The organism is Gordonia sp. KTR9 (genome assembly GCF_000143885.2).
GTDB lineage: Bacteria > Actinomycetota > Actinomycetes > Mycobacteriales > Mycobacteriaceae > Gordonia.
On the sequence record NC_018581.1, the window covers coordinates 2,719,579 to 2,735,138 of the forward strand.

14 protein-coding genes and 1 riboswitch are annotated in these 15,560 nt (G+C 69.7%); of the genes, 11 read left to right on the forward strand and 3 right to left on the reverse strand.

What is annotated here, in order from left to right; translation table 11 throughout:
- Positions 1-5: 5 nt before the first annotated feature.
- Positions 6-629 (reverse strand): precorrin-8X methylmutase, encoded by a 624-nt coding sequence (locus KTR9_RS13170; protein WP_014926749.1) that lies wholly within the window; start codon positions 627-629, stop codon positions 6-8.
- A 13-nt stretch (positions 630-642) separates the two neighbouring features.
- Complete coding sequence (gene cobG, locus KTR9_RS13175; protein ID WP_014926750.1) at positions 643-1,839, reverse strand: precorrin-3B synthase; 1,197 nt, start codon at positions 1,837-1,839, stop codon at positions 643-645.
- 60 nt (positions 1,840-1,899) lie between these two features.
- Positions 1,900-1,970: riboswitch (cobalamin riboswitch) on the forward strand.
- Positions 1,971-2,048: 78 nt separating this feature from the next.
- Here cobG and cobN point away from each other — a divergent pair.
- The 5 genes from cobN (at position 2,049) to KTR9_RS13200 (ending at position 10,791) form a co-directional block, all read left to right on the forward strand.
- On the forward strand, positions 2,049-5,861 hold the full coding sequence (cobN, locus tag KTR9_RS13180; protein ID WP_014926751.1) for a cobaltochelatase subunit CobN: 3,813 nt from the start codon (positions 2,049-2,051) through the stop codon (positions 5,859-5,861).
- A 192-nt stretch (positions 5,862-6,053) separates the two neighbouring features.
- Positions 6,054-6,563, forward strand: coding sequence for an FxsA family protein (locus tag KTR9_RS13185; protein WP_014926752.1), 510 nt, complete (start codon positions 6,054-6,056; stop codon positions 6,561-6,563).
- A 109-nt stretch (positions 6,564-6,672) separates the two neighbouring features.
- Positions 6,673-8,307, forward strand: a complete 1,635-nt coding sequence (locus KTR9_RS13190; RefSeq protein WP_014926753.1) for an amidohydrolase — start codon at positions 6,673-6,675, stop codon at positions 8,305-8,307.
- On the forward strand, positions 8,304-9,989 hold the full coding sequence (lnt, locus tag KTR9_RS13195) for an apolipoprotein N-acyltransferase (RefSeq protein WP_014926754.1): 1,686 nt from the start codon (positions 8,304-8,306) through the stop codon (positions 9,987-9,989). Before KTR9_RS13190 ends, lnt begins: the two co-directional genes overlap by 4 nt.
- Positions 9,973-10,791 (forward strand): polyprenol monophosphomannose synthase, encoded by an 819-nt coding sequence (locus tag KTR9_RS13200; RefSeq protein WP_044506658.1) that lies wholly within the window; start codon positions 9,973-9,975, stop codon positions 10,789-10,791. Before lnt ends, KTR9_RS13200 begins: the two co-directional genes overlap by 17 nt.
- Positions 10,792-10,869: 78 nt before the next feature.
- On the opposite strand, the gene KTR9_RS13205 is transcribed toward KTR9_RS13200, so the two are convergent.
- Positions 10,870-11,214, reverse strand: coding sequence for an RNA polymerase-binding protein RbpA (locus tag KTR9_RS13205; RefSeq protein ID WP_004019027.1), 345 nt, complete (start codon positions 11,212-11,214; stop codon positions 10,870-10,872).
- 224 nt (positions 11,215-11,438) lie between these two features.
- Here KTR9_RS13205 and KTR9_RS13210 point away from each other — a divergent pair, with 224 nt between their 5' ends.
- From KTR9_RS13210 to KTR9_RS13235, 6 genes are all read left to right on the forward strand, one after another.
- The gene (locus KTR9_RS13210) at positions 11,439-11,804 is read left to right on the forward strand and encodes a hypothetical protein (protein WP_010841113.1); all 366 of its coding nucleotides are present in this window, start codon (positions 11,439-11,441) and stop codon (positions 11,802-11,804) included.
- Positions 11,801-12,889: a DUF475 domain-containing protein gene (locus KTR9_RS13215; RefSeq protein WP_010841114.1), complete on the forward strand. Its 1,089-nt coding sequence runs from the start codon at positions 11,801-11,803 to the stop codon at positions 12,887-12,889. The genes KTR9_RS13210 and KTR9_RS13215 overlap by 4 nt, the downstream gene beginning before the upstream one ends.
- Before the next feature lie 201 nt (positions 12,890-13,090).
- Positions 13,091-13,312 (forward strand): DUF3263 domain-containing protein, encoded by a 222-nt coding sequence (locus KTR9_RS13220; RefSeq protein ID WP_044506661.1) that lies wholly within the window; start codon positions 13,091-13,093, stop codon positions 13,310-13,312.
- A 69-nt stretch (positions 13,313-13,381) separates the two neighbouring features.
- Positions 13,382-13,702, forward strand: a complete 321-nt coding sequence (locus KTR9_RS13225; protein ID WP_014926757.1) for a hypothetical protein — start codon at positions 13,382-13,384, stop codon at positions 13,700-13,702.
- On the forward strand, positions 13,699-14,427 hold the full coding sequence (locus KTR9_RS13230) for a VOC family protein (RefSeq protein ID WP_014926758.1): 729 nt from the start codon (positions 13,699-13,701) through the stop codon (positions 14,425-14,427). The genes KTR9_RS13225 and KTR9_RS13230 overlap by 4 nt, the downstream gene beginning before the upstream one ends.
- Before the next feature lie 125 nt (positions 14,428-14,552).
- The gene (locus tag KTR9_RS13235; protein ID WP_014926759.1) at positions 14,553-15,560 is read left to right on the forward strand and encodes an oxygenase MpaB family protein; all 1,008 of its coding nucleotides are present in this window, start codon (positions 14,553-14,555) and stop codon (positions 15,558-15,560) included.

A 15,560-nucleotide genomic window follows, 5' to 3' on the forward strand; every position in this document is an offset into this window, starting at 1 on the left:
CACCATCATTCCTGCGGGGTCGCGAGCGCGTTGACCGCGGCCGCGGTGATCGCCGAGCCACCGCGCCGGCCCGTGACCGTGATGAATTCGAGGTCATCGCGCTCGGCGAGTGCCGCGCAGGACTCGACTGCGCCGACGAAACCGACGGGTGCCCCGACGATGGCGGCGGGCCGCGGTGCACCGTCGTCGATCATGTCCAGGAGCGCGAACAGTGCGGTCGGCGCGTTGCCGATCGCGACCACCGCTCCTTCCAGGCGTGGGAGCCAGAACTGCAGTGCGGCAGCGGTTCTCGTGGTTTCCATCTGCTCGGCGAGCGACGGGAGGGTGGGTTCGGACAGGTGGCAGAGCACCTCGTTGTCCGCGGGCAGGCGCTTGCGCGTGATCCCGGAGGCCACCATGTTGGCGTCGCAGAGGATCGGGGCGCCGGCCGCGAGCGCACCGCGCGCTGCGGCCACGACACCGGGCGTCGCGACGACGTCACGCGTCAGGTCGGTCTGGCCACACGCGTGGATCATGCGGACGACCACGGTCGCCACGTCGGGCGCGAAGGCGGAGAGGTCGGACTCGGCGCGGATCGTGGCGAAGGACTGGCGGTAGATCGCGGCGCCGTCACGCAGGTACTCGGTCATGGTGTTGACGAGCCTAACGGCGTCGCCGTTCGTATCCGCCTTCGGGCGTGGCCTGCACCGAGAGGTGTGATCCGGCCGGCGATCCGCAACCCCGGGCACAACCCACCCAGTGTTCGCGTTCGTCGACCGGGTCGCCGTCTTGCACCCGGGCCATCAGGTCGTCCCGGACCGGGGCGTGCGCGGAGGAGCATCCCGGGGCCCCGACGCAGCAGCTGACGGATGCCCAGGGCGAGGCGGCGTCGAAGATCAGGCCCATCGGGGCCAGCACGCGGACGACCGTCTCGGCCACGCCCTCGTCGAGGTCGCACAGCAGGATCTCGCGGTCGGGTGTGAAGACGACCGGCGCCTGGACGGCCGCGATGAACTCGGCCAGCCGGGCCGCCAGCCGTCCCAGTTCGACGACCGCGCCGAGCAGTACCGCCCCGTCGTCCTGGTCGAACCAACCGACGAGCGGTTCTCGGGTCACGTCCGGCGCGGCGTCGGGGTCGTCGCCGATCACGGGGTCGAGTGACGACGCGGCGAGGTCGGCGAGCCGGTGCCGGGAGTCGGCGTCGAGGTCGCGCACCCGCCACGCGCCGGGCGCGACCTCGCGCAGACCGGCGGCCACCGCGATCAGCGCACGCACGATCGCTTCCGAACCGGTGGCCGAGCCGACCGGGACCCCGCCGATGACGATGTCGGCCACGAGGGGAGTGTCCGCCGTGAGGGGAGGGTCGGTCGCGACAGAGCTGCCGGCCCGGATCACCGCGCAGGCGTCCGGCCGCCGGGCGGCGATGTCCCCGCGGCCGTCGTCGATGCCGAACAGGAACCGGCCCGACAGGGACGCTGCGGCCGGGTCGGCGCGCAAGGCGTCGTCGAGGGCCGCGGCAAGGGGCCGTGCGTCGGCGATCCCGCCGATACGGCCCGTGAGCGGGCTGAGTTCGATGTTGCGCACCTTGTCGTGGGTGCTGCTCGGCGCGAGTCCGGCGGCGACGACCGCCTCGGCGACGGCCTCGACGTCGGTGATCCCGCGCACCTGGAGATTGCCGCGCACCGTCAGCTCGAGGTGTCCGTCGGCATGTTCGGCCGCCGCCCGGGCGAGCAGCTCCAGCTGGTCCGGACGGATCCGACCGCCCGGCAGCCGGACCCGGGCCAGCGCGCCGTCGGCCGCCGGATGCGTGTCGAAGACCCCCGGGCAACGGTCGGCGGCGGGCCGGGCTGGCTGGTTCATCCCACCAGCCTACGACCGGCCGGTGGGGTGGCCGTAGGCTGAACGCACCGCGAGCGGGCTGAAGCCGGTGCGATTCCGGCGCGGTCGCGCCACTGTGATCGGGGGCCGGGATCGACCGGCCATCCGGGAGTCAGACCAGTCCCTCGCACTGCACCCGCCATCCACGGCACCGATACGCACCGGGCGCGACAACCCGGCGAGGAGACACGATGATCCTGCTGCTCTCGACCTCGGACACCGATCTGCTCACGGCCTCCGCCGCCCACGACCCGGAACCCGGTTCAGCACTTGCCCCGGTCGCGTACCGCGGGGCCAACCCGTCGCGCATCCTGGTCGAGGACATCCCGGGACTCGCCGCCGACGTCGACCTCATCGTCGTGCGCATCCTGGGCGGCGTGCGCGCCTGGGAGGACGGGCTCGCCGCGGTCGAGGCGACCGGCAAGCCGCTCGTCGTGTGTTCCGGTGAGCAACAGCCCGACCCCGATCTGATGGCGCACTCGACCGTGCCCTCCGGCGTCGCCGCGCAGGCACACGACTACCTCGCCGCGGGCGGCGTCGCCAACATGGTGAACCTGCACCACTTCCTGTCCGACACCGTCCTGCTCACCGGCAACGGCTTCGAACTCCCGCAGCAGACCCCCGCCTGGGGCGTGCTGAAACGGACGCCTTCTCCGCTCCCTGAGGTGCGAGGAGCGCACGCCGAGTCTTTACTGCTCCCTGAGGTGCGAGGAGCGCACGCCGAGGCTTCTCCGCTCCCTGAGGTGCGAGGAGCGCACGCCGAGTCTTTACTGCTCCCTGAGGTGCGAGGAGCGCTAGCGACGAGCCACGAAGGGCCCGCCGACGCCCCCACGATCGCGGTCCTCTACTACCGCGCCCAGCACCTCGCGGGGAACACGCGCTACATCGCCGCCCTGTGTGACGCCATCGAGGCGAAGGGTGCCCGCGCGCTGCCGATCTTCTGCGCGTCGCTGCGGACCGCACCCGACGATCTCCTCGAACTGCTCGGCACCGCCGACGCGCTCGTGGTCACGGTGCTGGCCGCCGGTGGCGCCACCCCGGCCACCGCATCGGCCGGCGGCGACGACGAGGCGTGGAACATCGAACGACTGGCCGCCCTCGACGTCCCCATCCTGCAGGGTCTCTGCCTCACCGGTTCCCGCGCGGACTGGGAGGACAGCGACGACGGCCTGTCGCCACTCGACGTCGCGACCCAGGTGGCGGTGCCCGAGTTCGACGGCCGCATCATCACCGTGCCGTTCTCGTTCAAGGAGTTCGACGACGACGGACTGCCCTGGTACCAGCCGGATCTCGAGCGCTGCGCACGGGTGGCGGGTATCGCCATCGCGCACGCCCGGTTGCGGCGGACGCCGGCCGCGGACAAGCGCGTCGCGGTCATGCTGTCGGCCTACCCGACCAAGCATGCCCGGATCGGCAACGCCGTCGGCCTCGACACCCCGCGCAGCCTGCTGCGCCTGCTCGCCGCGATGCGCGAGGCCGGATACGACATCGGGCCCGAGTCCGGACCGGAAGCGATTCCCGGTCTCGCAGAGGATGATTCGGATGCGCTGATTCATCAGATCATCGCCACGGGCGGCCAGGATGCGGACTGGCTCACCGAGGAGACCCTCGCGGCCAACCCGATCCGTCTGTCGGCGCGGGATTATCGGGCGTGGTTCGACACCCTGCCCGAGGGACTGCGCACGGCGGTCACCGAGCACTGGGGACCCGCACCCGGTGAGCTGTTCGTCGACCGCACCCACAATCCCGACGGCGACATCGTGATCGCGGCACTGACCTTCGGCAACATCGCGATCATGGTGCAGCCGCCGCGCGGATTCGGCGAGAACCCGGTGGCGATCTATCACGACCCCGATCTGCCGCCGTCGCATCACTATCTGGCCTCGTACCGGTGGCTCGCCGCCCACGACACCGGCTTCGGCGCCGATGCGATCGTGCACGTCGGCAAACACGGCAACCTGGAGTGGTTGCCCGGCAAGAACCTCGGCATGTCGGCGGACTGCGGCACCGACGCCGCTCTCGGCGACCTCCCGCTCGTCTACCCGTTCCTGGTGAACGACCCGGGGGAGGGGACGCAGGCCAAACGACGTGCACACGCAGTTCTCGTCGACCACCTGATCCCGCCGATGGCGCGCGCCGAGTCCTACGGCGACATCGCCCGCCTGGAACAGCTGCTCGACGAACACGCCAACATCTCCGCGCTCGACCCGGCGAAGCTACCGGCGATCCGCCAGCAGATCTGGACGCTCCTGACCGCGGCCAAGATGGATTCCGACCTCGGGCTCACCGAACGGCCCGACGAAGAGGTCTTCGACGACATGCTGCTGCACGTCGACGGCTGGCTGTGCGAGATCAAGGACGTGCAGATCCGCGACGGACTGCACGTGCTCGGCGAGCCCCCGCGCGACGACGCCGAGGTCGACCTGGTCCTGGCGATGCTGCGCGCACGCCAGCTCTGGGGCGGCACGTCGGCCCTGCCCGGCCTGCGCGAGGCCCTCGGCCTCGTCGAGGACGGCTCGGCCGAGCGGAGTTCCGTCGACGCCGTGGAGGCCCAGGCCCGCGAACTCGTCGCCGCGTGCGCCAAGGACGACTGGTCGGCGGCATCCGTCGCCGCGGCCACTGCGGGACTACCCGTGGCGGTCGGGGACGTGCTCACGTTCGCGGCCACCGAGGTCGTGCCGCGCCTGCGTCAGACGACCGGCGAGGTCCCGCGCGTGCTGCACGCCCTGGACGGTGGGTTCATCCCGGCCGGACCGAGCGGCTCCCCGCTGCGCGGCCTGATCAACGTGCTGCCCACCGGACGCAACTTCTACTCCGTGGACCCGAAGGCGGTGCCCTCGCGGCTGGCGTGGGAGACCGGCCGGGCGATGGCCGACTCGCTGCTCGAGCGCTACCTCACCGATCACGGCGAGTACCCCGCATCGGTGGGCCTCTCGGTGTGGGGCACCAGCGCGATGCGCACGTCCGGTGACGACGTCGCCGAGGTGCTCGCGCTGCTCGGGGTCATGCCCGTGTGGGACGAGATGTCCCGGCGCGTCTCCTCGCTGGAGCTGATCGGCCTCGAGGAACTGGGCCGCCCCCGCATCGATGTGACAGTCCGCATCTCCGGCTTCTTCCGGGACGCCTTCCCGCACGTCGTCACGATGCTCGACGACGCGGTCGCGCTCGCCGCGGCGGCCGAGGACGAGTCCGACGAGCAGAACTTCGTCGCCGCCCATGTGCGCGCCTCGATGTCCGACCACGGCGACCGGCGACGCGCCGTGACGCGCGTGTTCGGATCCAAGCCCGGCACCTACGGCGCCGGGATCCTGCAGCTCATCGACTCCCGGGACTGGCGCAGCGACGAGGACCTGGCACGGGTCTACACCGAGTGGGGCGGTTACGCCTACGGACGTGACCTCGACGGTGTGCCCGCGGTCGACGACATGCGCGCCGCCTACAAGCGGATCGCCGTGGCGGCGAAGAACACCGACACCCGCGAGCACGACATCGCCGACTCCGATGACTACTTCCAGTACCACGGCGGCATGGTGGCAACGGTGCGCGCACTCACCGGCAAGTCGCCCGAGGCGTACATCGGAGACAGCACCCGGCCCGACTCCGTCCGCACCCGGACGCTGTCGGAGGAGACCAGTCGTGTGTTCCGCGCCCGCGTCGTCAATCCGCGTTGGATCTCGGCGATGCAGCGGCACGGGTACAAGGGCGCCTTCGAGATGGCGGCGACGGTCGACTACCTCTTCGGCTACGACGCGACCACCGACGTCGTCGCCGACTGGATGTACGAGAAGCTCACCGAGTCCTATGTCCTGGACGAGACCAACCAGCAGTTCATGCAGCAGTCCAACCCCTGGGCGCTGCACGGTATCGCCGAACGGCTGCTCGAGGCCGTCGAGCGCGATATGTGGCGCGAACCCCCGGCCGAGCTGCTCGACGCCCTGCGCAACGTCTACCTGCAGACCGAGGGCGACATCGAGGGCCGCGGCGAGGACGTCTCTGCCGGCTGAGTTCGTTCCCTGTGCCGGCTGAGCCTCCTTCCGGTGCCGGCTGAGCTCGTTTCCGGTGCCGGCTGAGCCGCCTTCCGCTGGTTGAGCTTGTCGAAACCACCCCTCGGGAGAAAAATCGCCTCGTCGTTCGTTACCGGTGCAGACCCTGACGTCAACGGGTGCCGGACGGCACCGAAGGACAGGTGAAGCACCATGGCACTCCGCTGGTTCGCGGCCTACGCCGTTCTGGAGATCGCCGCATTCGTCGCGATGGTCATGACCCTCGGATTCGGCTGGGCGGTGCTCATCAGTCTCGCCGCCGTCGTCCTCGGAGTCGTGGTCCTGCGCTGGCAGGGCCGCAAGGTCTTCGGGGAGTTGCGCCGCGCGTCCCGGAACGAGGTGGATGCCCGCGCCCCGCTCGCCGACACCGCGCTCGTCGCCGTGTCGACTCTTCTGCTGGTCATCCCGGGTGTCGTGTCCACCGTGGCCGGGACCCTGCTGCTGTTCCCGCCGATGCGCCGTGTGATGCGACCGGTCGTCGCCGCGGTCGGCGCGCGTCGGGTCGCGACCGCCATGGACCGGGCCGGGGTGTATGCCACCGGTGTCTACGGCCCGGGGCGTGGCGCAACCGTCGTCGAGGGTTCCGTCGTGGAATCCGACACCCCCGAGCCGGGGTCCACCTCGACACCGTTCGGGACCCGAGGCCTGCCGCAGGGTCACTGAACCCGTCCTGATCTGCGCTTGGAACGTGTCGGCACCGCCCGCCGTGCCGACACACGCGCACCCGGACCCCTCGCCACCCTCCACCGACGGCAAGGCAGACTGAACGATCGTGGCAACCCAACTGCTCCTCGGCGGCGCCGTGTACTCACCGACAGCCCCCGACGCGACCGCGATGGCCGTCACCGACGGAATCGTCGTGTGGGTCGGAACCGACGACGTCGGCCGCGCGCTTCATCCCGACGCCGAGGTGATCGATCTCGGCGGACTCTTCGTCAGTCCCGGCTTCGTCGACTCCCACGTGCACCTGACCTCCACCGGACTCGGCCTCGACGGTCTGACCCTGAACGAGGCGTCGAGCCGCACGCATTGTCTGCGGTTGGTGGAGGAGGCCGTGGCCGCCGAGTCCGCCCACGACGCCGGCGACCTCATCTGGGGTCTCGGCTGGGACGACTCGACCTGGGCGGGGGCCGAACCAGACGACGGCCGGTTCCCGACGACCAGCGAGCTCGACGCCGTGGTCGGGACGAGACCGGCCTACCTCGCCCGGATCGACGAGCACTCGGCCGTGGCGTCCACCGCGCTGCGACGCCTGATCCCGGATCTGGCCGACGCCGTCGGCTACCACCCGGAGGAGCCGCTGGTCGCCGAAGCCCACCACCTCGTCCGGGGAGCGGCGCGGCTCCTGGTGACCGCCGCACACCGTGAACGTGCCCAGCGTCGCGCGCTGGACGTGGCCGCCGCCCACGGTGTGGTCGCCGTCCACGAGAACGGCGGACCCGACATCAGCGGCATGGACGATTTCCTGGCCCTCGCCGAACTCGACCATCCCGTCGAGATCCGGCGCTACTGGGGACAGGCGGTCACCGACGCCGATCACGCGCGCGAACTGATGTCGATCACCCGGGCCGACGCGCTCGGCGGCGACCTGTTCATCGACGGTGCCATCGGCTCCCACACCGCGTGGCTCTCCGAGCCCTACACCGACGACCCGCACACCCGCGGGATCAGCTACCTCGACGCCGAGCAGATCCGCGGCCACCTGCGCGCCTGCACGATCGCGGGCATCCAGGCGGGCTTCCACGTCATCGGCGACGCCGCGACCAATGCGGTCGTCGGAGCACTCGCCGAACTCGCCGACGAACTCGGCACGCCCGCGCTCGCGCGTTGCGCCCACCGGCTCGAACACGCCGAGATGGTCACGGCCGCCGACGCCGAGGTCCTCGCTCGCTGCGGCGTCATCGCCAGCATGCAACCGCTGTTCGACGCCGAATGGGGCGGGCCGGGTGATCTGTACGACGCGCGTCTCGGGTCGAGCCGCGCGGCCACGCTCAACGACTTCGCGATGCTGGCCAAAACCGGTGTGGCCCTCTCGTTCTCGTCGGATGCACCGGTCACGGCCATCGACCCGTGGTCGACGATCCGGGCCGCCGTGCACCATCATCAGCCGACCAACGCGATCTCGGCGCGCGGTGCGTTCGCCGCGACGACCCGGGGCGGCTGGCGTGCCGGGGGAGTCAACGACGGCGTCACCGGGACCCTCACGCCCGGCGCTCCGGCGAGCTACGCCGTCTGGGAGGTCGACGAACTCGTCGTCGCCGGATCCCACGAGAAGGTCCAGCGGTGGTCGACCGACCCGCGCTCCCGGGTCCCGGCGCTGCCGGACGTCTCGCCGGGGGCCGTGCTCCCGCGGTGTGTGCGCACCGTGCACCGGGGCCGGACCCTGTACGACCGGGACGCCGGGTGAGCCCGCCGCGGGTCTCGCGGTCCTGGCTCGCACGCACCGCAACCGCCGCGGCCGCGGGCATCGCGATGTGGGCTGCCTTCCCGCCGCGTAACTGGTGGTTCCTCGCGGTCCTGGGACTCGGCCTCCTGTTCGCCGCACTCTTTGTCGGCGCGCCCCGCGCGCGCACGGGCGCCTGGGTCGGTTTCGTCTTCGGCCTGGCGTTCTTCGTGCCGCTGCTCCCGTGGATCGGCGTCTACGTCGGCCCCCTCCCGTGGCTGGCGCTGGCCGCGATACTCGCCGGCTACCTGGCGCTGTTCGGCGCGATCGCCACCGTCACGATGCGGTTGCCCGTGCCGCCGGTGTGGTTCACGGTGTCCTGGGTGCTCGTGGAGGCACTGCGCTCTGCCTTTCCGTTCGGCGGTTTCCCCTGGGGACGAACAGCTTTCAGTCAGGTCGACGGTCCGCTGCTGCCGCTGGCCTCGGTGCTCGGCGCGCCGGGACTGTCGGCAGGCGTCGCGCTGTTCGGCTCCTCGGTCGCCTGGCTGCTCGTGGTCCTCGTCCGCGCCTACCGGCGCACCAGCACCGGCATGACCTGGACCCCGATCCCGGATTCCGACGGCCCGGTTCTCCCCGAACGTTCCTCGGGCGTGGTGCGCATCGCCACCACCGCGGTCGCCATCGCGTTGCTCGCCCCGATCGCGGCGATCGCGGCGACCCCCGCCAGCCTCGACCGGAACATCGCCACCACCTCGGCGCGCATCGGCGCCGTCCAGGGGAATGTCCCGCGCCTCGGCCTGGACTTCAACGCCCAGCGCCGCGCCGTCCTCGACAATCACGTACGCACCACGATGGCCTACGGCGGGGCGATCGACTCCGGACAGACCGAGCAACCCGACTTCGTCCTCTGGCCGGAGAACGCCTCGGACATCTCACCTCTGGACAACGCGGACGCCGCGGCCGAGATCACCGCCGCCTCCGAGGCCGTCGACGCACCCATCCTGGTGGGAACCCTCATCCGCAACCCCGACGGGCGGCCCACCAACTCGGTGCTCGTCTGGGACGGCGCGCGGGGTCCGGTCGCCCGCTACGACAAGCACATCGTCCAGCCGTTCGGTGAGTACCTCCCGTGGCGGCCGTTCTTCCGTCTGTTCTCGTCTTATGCCGACATGGCCGGGGATTTCCGCCCCGGCACCGGACCCACCGTGGTCGACGTGCCCGGTCGCTCCGGGACGGTGACCGTCGGGGTCGCGACCTGCTGGGAGGTCGCCTTCGACCGGGCCGCGCGACAGTCCGTGCGTGAGGGCGCCCAGATGCTCTTCGTGCCCACCAACAACGCGACCTTCGGCCGGACCGAGATGACCTACCAGCAGTTGGCCATGTCACAGGTCCGCGCCGTCGAACACGGACGTGCCGTCGTCGTCGCGGCCACCAGCGGGGTGAGCGCGGTCATCGAGCCCGACGGATCCATCAGCCGACAGTCCGGCGTGTTCACCTCCGACGTCCTGACCGGACGTCTTCCGCTGCACGACGACATGACCCTCGCGACCCGCCTGGGCCCGTGGCCGGAGGTGCTGGCGATCATCGCGGCGGTGGCCGGACTTTTGTTTGCGCTGCGCTCGCGTACTAGGTTCTCACTCAGGCCACGCAGGGTCGCCGCACGGGCGACCGGTGACACGAAGGAGCTCGATGGCATCGGGGATTGACGCCACGGCAGGGCAGCGGCGGCCCGACGACGCGCCGCAACGCGTGGTCGGCGCCGACGGCACGGGCGCACTGGTCGTCGTGCCGACGTTCAACGAACGCGACAACCTGCCGCTGATCATCGGACGTCTGCAGGACGTGCTGCCGGGGGCGCACGTTCTCGTCGTCGACGACTCGAGCCCGGACGGTACGGGCGACGTCGCCGACGAACTCGCCCGCGCCGACGAGACCACGCGCGTGCACGTGATGCACCGCGTCGACAAGGACGGCCTGGGCAAGGCCTATCTCGCCGGCTTCGCGTGGGGACTCGACCGCGACTACGCCGTCATCGTCGAGATGGACGCCGACGGCAGCCACGCACCCGAACAGCTGCATCGACTCTTCGACGCCATCAACGACGGCGCGGATCTGGCGATCGGATCCCGGTACGTCCCCGGCGGCAGACTCGTGAACTGGCCCAAGCGCCGAGAGTTCCTCTCCCGTGGGGCCAACACGTACGCACGACTCGCCCTCGGGGCGGGGGTGCACGACATCACCGCCGGTTTCCGCGCCTACCGCCGCATCGTTCTGGAGAAGATCCAGCTCGACACCGTCGAGTCCGCCGGATACTGCTTCCAGATCGATCTCGCCTGGCGAACCGTGCGTGCCGGATTCGACGTCCGGGAGGTGCCGATCACGTTCACCGAACGCGAGATCGGCGTCTCGAAGATGAGCGGCGGGGTCATGTCCGAGGCGTTCACGATGGTCGCCCGCTGGGGAGTCCAGAGCCGGCTCGAGCGCTGGGGGCTCCTCCGGACGCGCTGACCCTTGTGTGCAGACGAACAGACCCGGCAGGTGATCCTGCCGGGTCTGTTCGTATCGGGGCGTCAGGCACCCGCTATGTCAGTTGGTGATGCCCTTGCGTCGCTGCTTGAGGAGGTCGAGGCGCTCGTTGAGCAGCACTTCGAGCTCTTCCTCACTGCGACGTTCGAGGAGCATGTCCCAGTGGGTGCGTGGCGGCTTGCCCTTCTTCTCCTCGGGCTCGGCGCCTTCGAGGATGGTGCCTTCCATGCCGTTCTTGCACGGCCACTTCGACGGGACCTCCGCGTCGTCGGCGAACGGCACGTCGAAGATCTCGCCGTTGTCGGTGCGGTACTGGACGATGCGTCGTGGCGCGAGGTCGTGGTCTCGATCGGTCTCGTAGCTCACCGCGCCGAGGCGGCTACCCCGAAGTACTCGATCTGCCATGAAGGGTTCCTCTCAACTTCGTCGGATCTCCCGGTCTGCCGGGAGATCTCTGTTGCATTCCTGGTTCGCGCGCAACGCTGCGCACGACTTTCGGGTCGTCAACAGGAATATTCTACGCGCTTTCCCGCGCAGGTTCGTCACCGGCGACGACCCGTGTTGCCCAGCGCCGTCAGTGGGACCGTAAGCGGTACGGTCTCGGTGTGGAACCAGGCACTTCGCACCGGGTGGAGAACGGCGCATCGCCGGGTGTCGGACCCGGCGTTTCGCGCCGCCGTCGGCCGTACGCCTGCGCATGGTGCGGTCGCGCGATGGTCGACTCCGAGCTGGGGCGCCGTCGGAAATACTGCAAGCGTTCGTGCAGGCAGCGGGCCTACGAGCAGAGAACGCTGCTCGAGGGCACATCCATTCCCGACGACGCGGTCATCCTCTCCGCGGCCGAGGCCGCCGACTTCGGCGACCGGATGTTCGCCCTCCGGTGTGCCGCCGAGGACCTCGGCACGGCCGTGGCCGAACGCGCCGACCACGACGTGCTCGCCGGCCTCACCGACACCCTGCTGGATCTCGCCCGGGAAGCCGAGAAGTTGCGATGATCGCGCGCATCTTCGCACCGTCCCTGGTCGTCACCCTGGTGGCGCTGGTCGTCGCCTACCTCTACCTCGGCTGGACCGGACTCGCGCTCTGCGCCATCCTCGGCGTCCTCGAGGTGTCGCTGTCGTTCGACAACGCGGTCATCAACGCGACCATCCTGGAGCGGATGAGCGCGTTCTGGCAGCGCATGTTCCTCACCGTCGGCGTCCTCATCGCGGTCTTCGGGATGCGCCTGCTGTTCCCGCTCGTGATCGTCTGGATCACCGGGAACCTCAATCCCGTCGAGGCGCTCGAGCTGGCCATGAACCCGCCGCCCGAGGGCCAGACCCACTTCGCCGACGGACAGCCCAGTTACGAGACCATCCTCACCGAGGCGCACCCGCAGATCGCGGCGTTCGGCGGGATGTTCCTCCTTCTGCTGTTCCTCAACTTCGTACTGACCGAGCGGTCGCTGACGTGGCTCACGTGGCTCGAGCGGCCACTGGCCACCCTCGGCAAGCTGGACCAACTCGCCGTCGTGCTCGCCGCATTGGCACTGGTGGTCACCGCCGAGTTCCTGGCGCCCGACGAGAGCCGCGCGACGGTCCTGATCGCCGGCCTCCTCGGCATGGTCACCTACATCACCGTCGACGGATTGAGTTCGCTGTTCATGGAGCCCGATACGGGACGGGACGGTCCGCACCCGGTCACCGTCGCCACCGGCAAGGCCGGGTTCTTCCTCTTCCTCTACCTGGAGCTGCTGGACGCCTCGTTCTCCTTCGACGGGGTGATCGGCGCGTTCGCCATCACCTCGGACCCGATCATCATCGCGCTCGGGCTCGGTTTCATCGGCGCGATGTTTGTCCGGTCCATCACGATCTACCTCGTTCGCAAGGGCACGCTGGGGGAGTACCGCTACCTCGAGCACGGCGCGCACTGGGCGATCGGCGCGCTGGCCGCGATCTTGCTGATCAGCATCGAGGTCGAGATCAACGAGGTGATCACCGGGCTCGTCGGCGTGGCGTTCATCGGCGCCTCCCTCGCGAGCAGCATCCGCGCGAACAGGCGCGAGGCGCGGGCGGCGAGCCCCGATCGTGTCGCCGTCTGAGGTTCGTCTCGGGGTCTTCTCGAACGCGCGATGAACGTTTGAGACACCTTTGGAATCAGCCTGGGCCACCCGCTGTCATCTGTCGGTCGACAGGTGTAGAAATGACGACGTCGGTGACGTGCGTCACGCGGGGGCCGAAGTCGGATGGCTCCGCGGCGAACGTTCAGGTTCTCGGTCGAAAACGCAGATTCGGTGGCTTTCATGGACAGCAAGCAGCAGCAGATGATCCAGTTCGAGACGAATTGGTACTCCTTGGGAGGGGGCTCCTCCCGACAGATCGGCGAGCAGTTCGGTCTCACGGATCGGGACTTCTTCTCGGAGGTCGACCGCCTGGTCGACACCGACCCGCCGTCGGCGTTGACGGACTCGGAGCTGCGTCGTATGCGTGAGGTCATCCGCCGGCGGCTGTGGATGGCCCGCTGACCCGAGAGACCGCGCGCGACCCGGGCCGCCCGGCGCGATGGACCCGCGCCACAGGGGGATAATCGACGGGTGCCCTTCTCCGACGACGATCTCGAAGCGTTCTATCGCGAGATCGAGGCACGCACCGCGTTTCGTGATCAACCGCGCCGCCCGCGCCGCTCCGGAGTCGACTACCCCGCGTGCCCGACGCCCGACAAGTTGCCGTTCGCCTCGCCCGCCGACGCGCGTGAGGGCATCGATCGGCTGCGTCGGCACCTGGTCGGTACCGCGTCAGAACTTCGGTACTACGAGTGTTCGTGCGGCGCATGGCATATCACGAGCTCCGCGCAATTGATCCATCGACGGGTCCCGCCGCCCACGGCGCGTCGAAAGGGTAAGAAGAAGCGGTGACGAACCTCCCCGCCGGCCCGCACGCCCTCGTCGACCTCGCAAGCGACGATCTGCCGTCGGCCGCCGAGACCTATGAGCGGCTGCTCGGACGCGAGGTCGGTGCCGGCGCCGACGGCCGTCGAGCCGTGGGCGTCGGCAACGTCGTGCTCTCGCTGCGGCCACGCGCCGGCGGATCCGACACCCACGACGTCTACTTCACCGTCGACGACGTCCCGGCGACCCGGCGGCTGCTCGGCCGACGCGGTCATCCGCTCGCCGATTCGGCCCTCGGCGCACTCGGTGACACCTCCGCGGTCGGGATAGCCGAGCGTCCCGACCGCGGGGCCGACCCGGGCGGCGACCTCACCGGTCTCGACCACCTGGTCTTCACCTGCGACAACCGGGATGTCGCCGTCGCCCTGTTCGCCGGCACCTTCGATCTCGATTTCCGGCTCGACCAGCCGATCGGGCAGGACGCCCGCCAGTTGTTCTTCCGGCGGGGCGACCTGATCGTCGAGGTCGTGGCGGCGCCTCGCCCGGCGGCCGACCCGGTGCCCTCGTCGCCGGTCTCGCTCTGGGGCGTCGCATGGCGGTCGGTCGACGTCGACGCCACCCACGCGCGCCTGACGGCGGCCGGCCTCGACCTCAGCGAGATCCGGGTCGGACGTAAGAAGGGCACGCGGATCTTCACGGTCCGCCACCGCGAACTCACCTCGCGAACCGTGGTCATCGGTCCCGACTCCTGACAGCGGCCTTCGGCGTCGAAGCGCCCGAAATCCGGCAAACGGTGGGTTTTCGAGAACGCCTGCGCTAATCTGACTACGAATGTTGTCGAATTAGCTTTGTTTCCGAGCCGATGTTGGGGGCCACCATGACCGCGGTACACGAAGAACGGACAGTGACCGAACCCGTAACCAGTGACGTCGTGACGGGTGAGCCTCTGCTCAACCATCGCGACGACGAGATCGAGCTGATCCCGCCGGACTCGCTGACCGCCAAGCTCACGGGTATGTACACGTTCCTCCCGATCAACGGGGCGGCGTTCGTGATGCAGGTGATGCACCCGGTCATCGGCGACGTCGTCGACAAGTACTCGGTCTTCCGCACCGACCCCGTCGGCCGTGCGATCCGATCCGCCGATTCGGTGCTGCGCTGGACCTACGGCGGGCAGGAAGCGCTGGAGGAGGGCAAGCGACTCCGGAAGTTGCACCAACCGCTGCAGATGCGCAATTCCGAGGGCAAGCACATCAGTGCGCTCAACCCGGAGGCCTATGCCTGGGTGATCGCCACCGCGCTGCCGACCATCAAGACCGCCGCGCCGCTGGTGCTGGGCCGTCACTTCACCCTCGACGAGCGCAAGGAACTCCTGCGCGACAACCGGCGGATCGCGAAGATCGTCCAGGTGCCGATGAAGGACTACCCCGAGACCTTGGAAGAGTTCGACGAGTACTTCGACGACTTCATCGAGAACAAGCTGGTCCGGCACCCGGTCGCGCTGGAACTGATCGGTCAGATGCGTGCGGCGCCGGTCATCCCGAAGTCGGTGCCCAGGCCGTTGCGTCCCGCTGCCAAGAAGGCGGCCGCCACCGCATCGGTGCCGTTCCAGAACTTCAACTACCTGACCACCGTCGGTGTCATGGATCCGCGCGTGCGCGAGATCCTCGGCCTCACCTGGACCGATGCCGAGCAGCGACACCTCGAGCGAATCCATCGCAATCTCCGGTTCGCCTACCGCACACTTCCCGAACGCCTGACCTACTTTCCGCTGGCGTACCACGCACGACGCCACCACGACGCGATCCAGGCCATGAAGGTCCGCGAGAAGGCGAGCGCCGCCTACCAGCACCATCCGAAAGAGGCCGGGGCACAGCAGGGCTGA

Coding starts and splice junctions, on each gene's coding strand:
- KTR9_RS13170 (WP_014926749.1), bottom strand. CDS start 629: ATGACCGAGTACCTGCGTGACGGCGCCGCGATCTACCGCCAGTCCTTC.
- cobG (WP_014926750.1), bottom strand. CDS start 1,839: ATGAACCAGCCAGCCCGGCCCGCCGCCGACCGTTGCCCGGGGGTCTTC.
- cobN (WP_014926751.1), top strand. CDS start 2,049: ATGATCCTGCTGCTCTCGACCTCGGACACCGATCTGCTCACGGCCTCC.
- KTR9_RS13185 (WP_014926752.1), top strand. CDS start 6,054: ATGGCACTCCGCTGGTTCGCGGCCTACGCCGTTCTGGAGATCGCCGCA.
- KTR9_RS13200 (WP_044506658.1), top strand. CDS start 9,973: ATGGCATCGGGGATTGACGCCACGGCAGGGCAGCGGCGGCCCGACGAC.
- KTR9_RS13205 (WP_004019027.1), bottom strand. CDS start 11,214: ATGGCAGATCGAGTACTTCGGGGTAGCCGCCTCGGCGCGGTGAGCTAC.
- KTR9_RS13215 (WP_010841114.1), top strand. CDS start 11,801: ATGATCGCGCGCATCTTCGCACCGTCCCTGGTCGTCACCCTGGTGGCG.
- KTR9_RS13220 (WP_044506661.1), top strand. CDS start 13,091: ATGGACAGCAAGCAGCAGCAGATGATCCAGTTCGAGACGAATTGGTAC.
- KTR9_RS13235 (WP_014926759.1), top strand. CDS start 14,553: ATGACCGCGGTACACGAAGAACGGACAGTGACCGAACCCGTAACCAGT.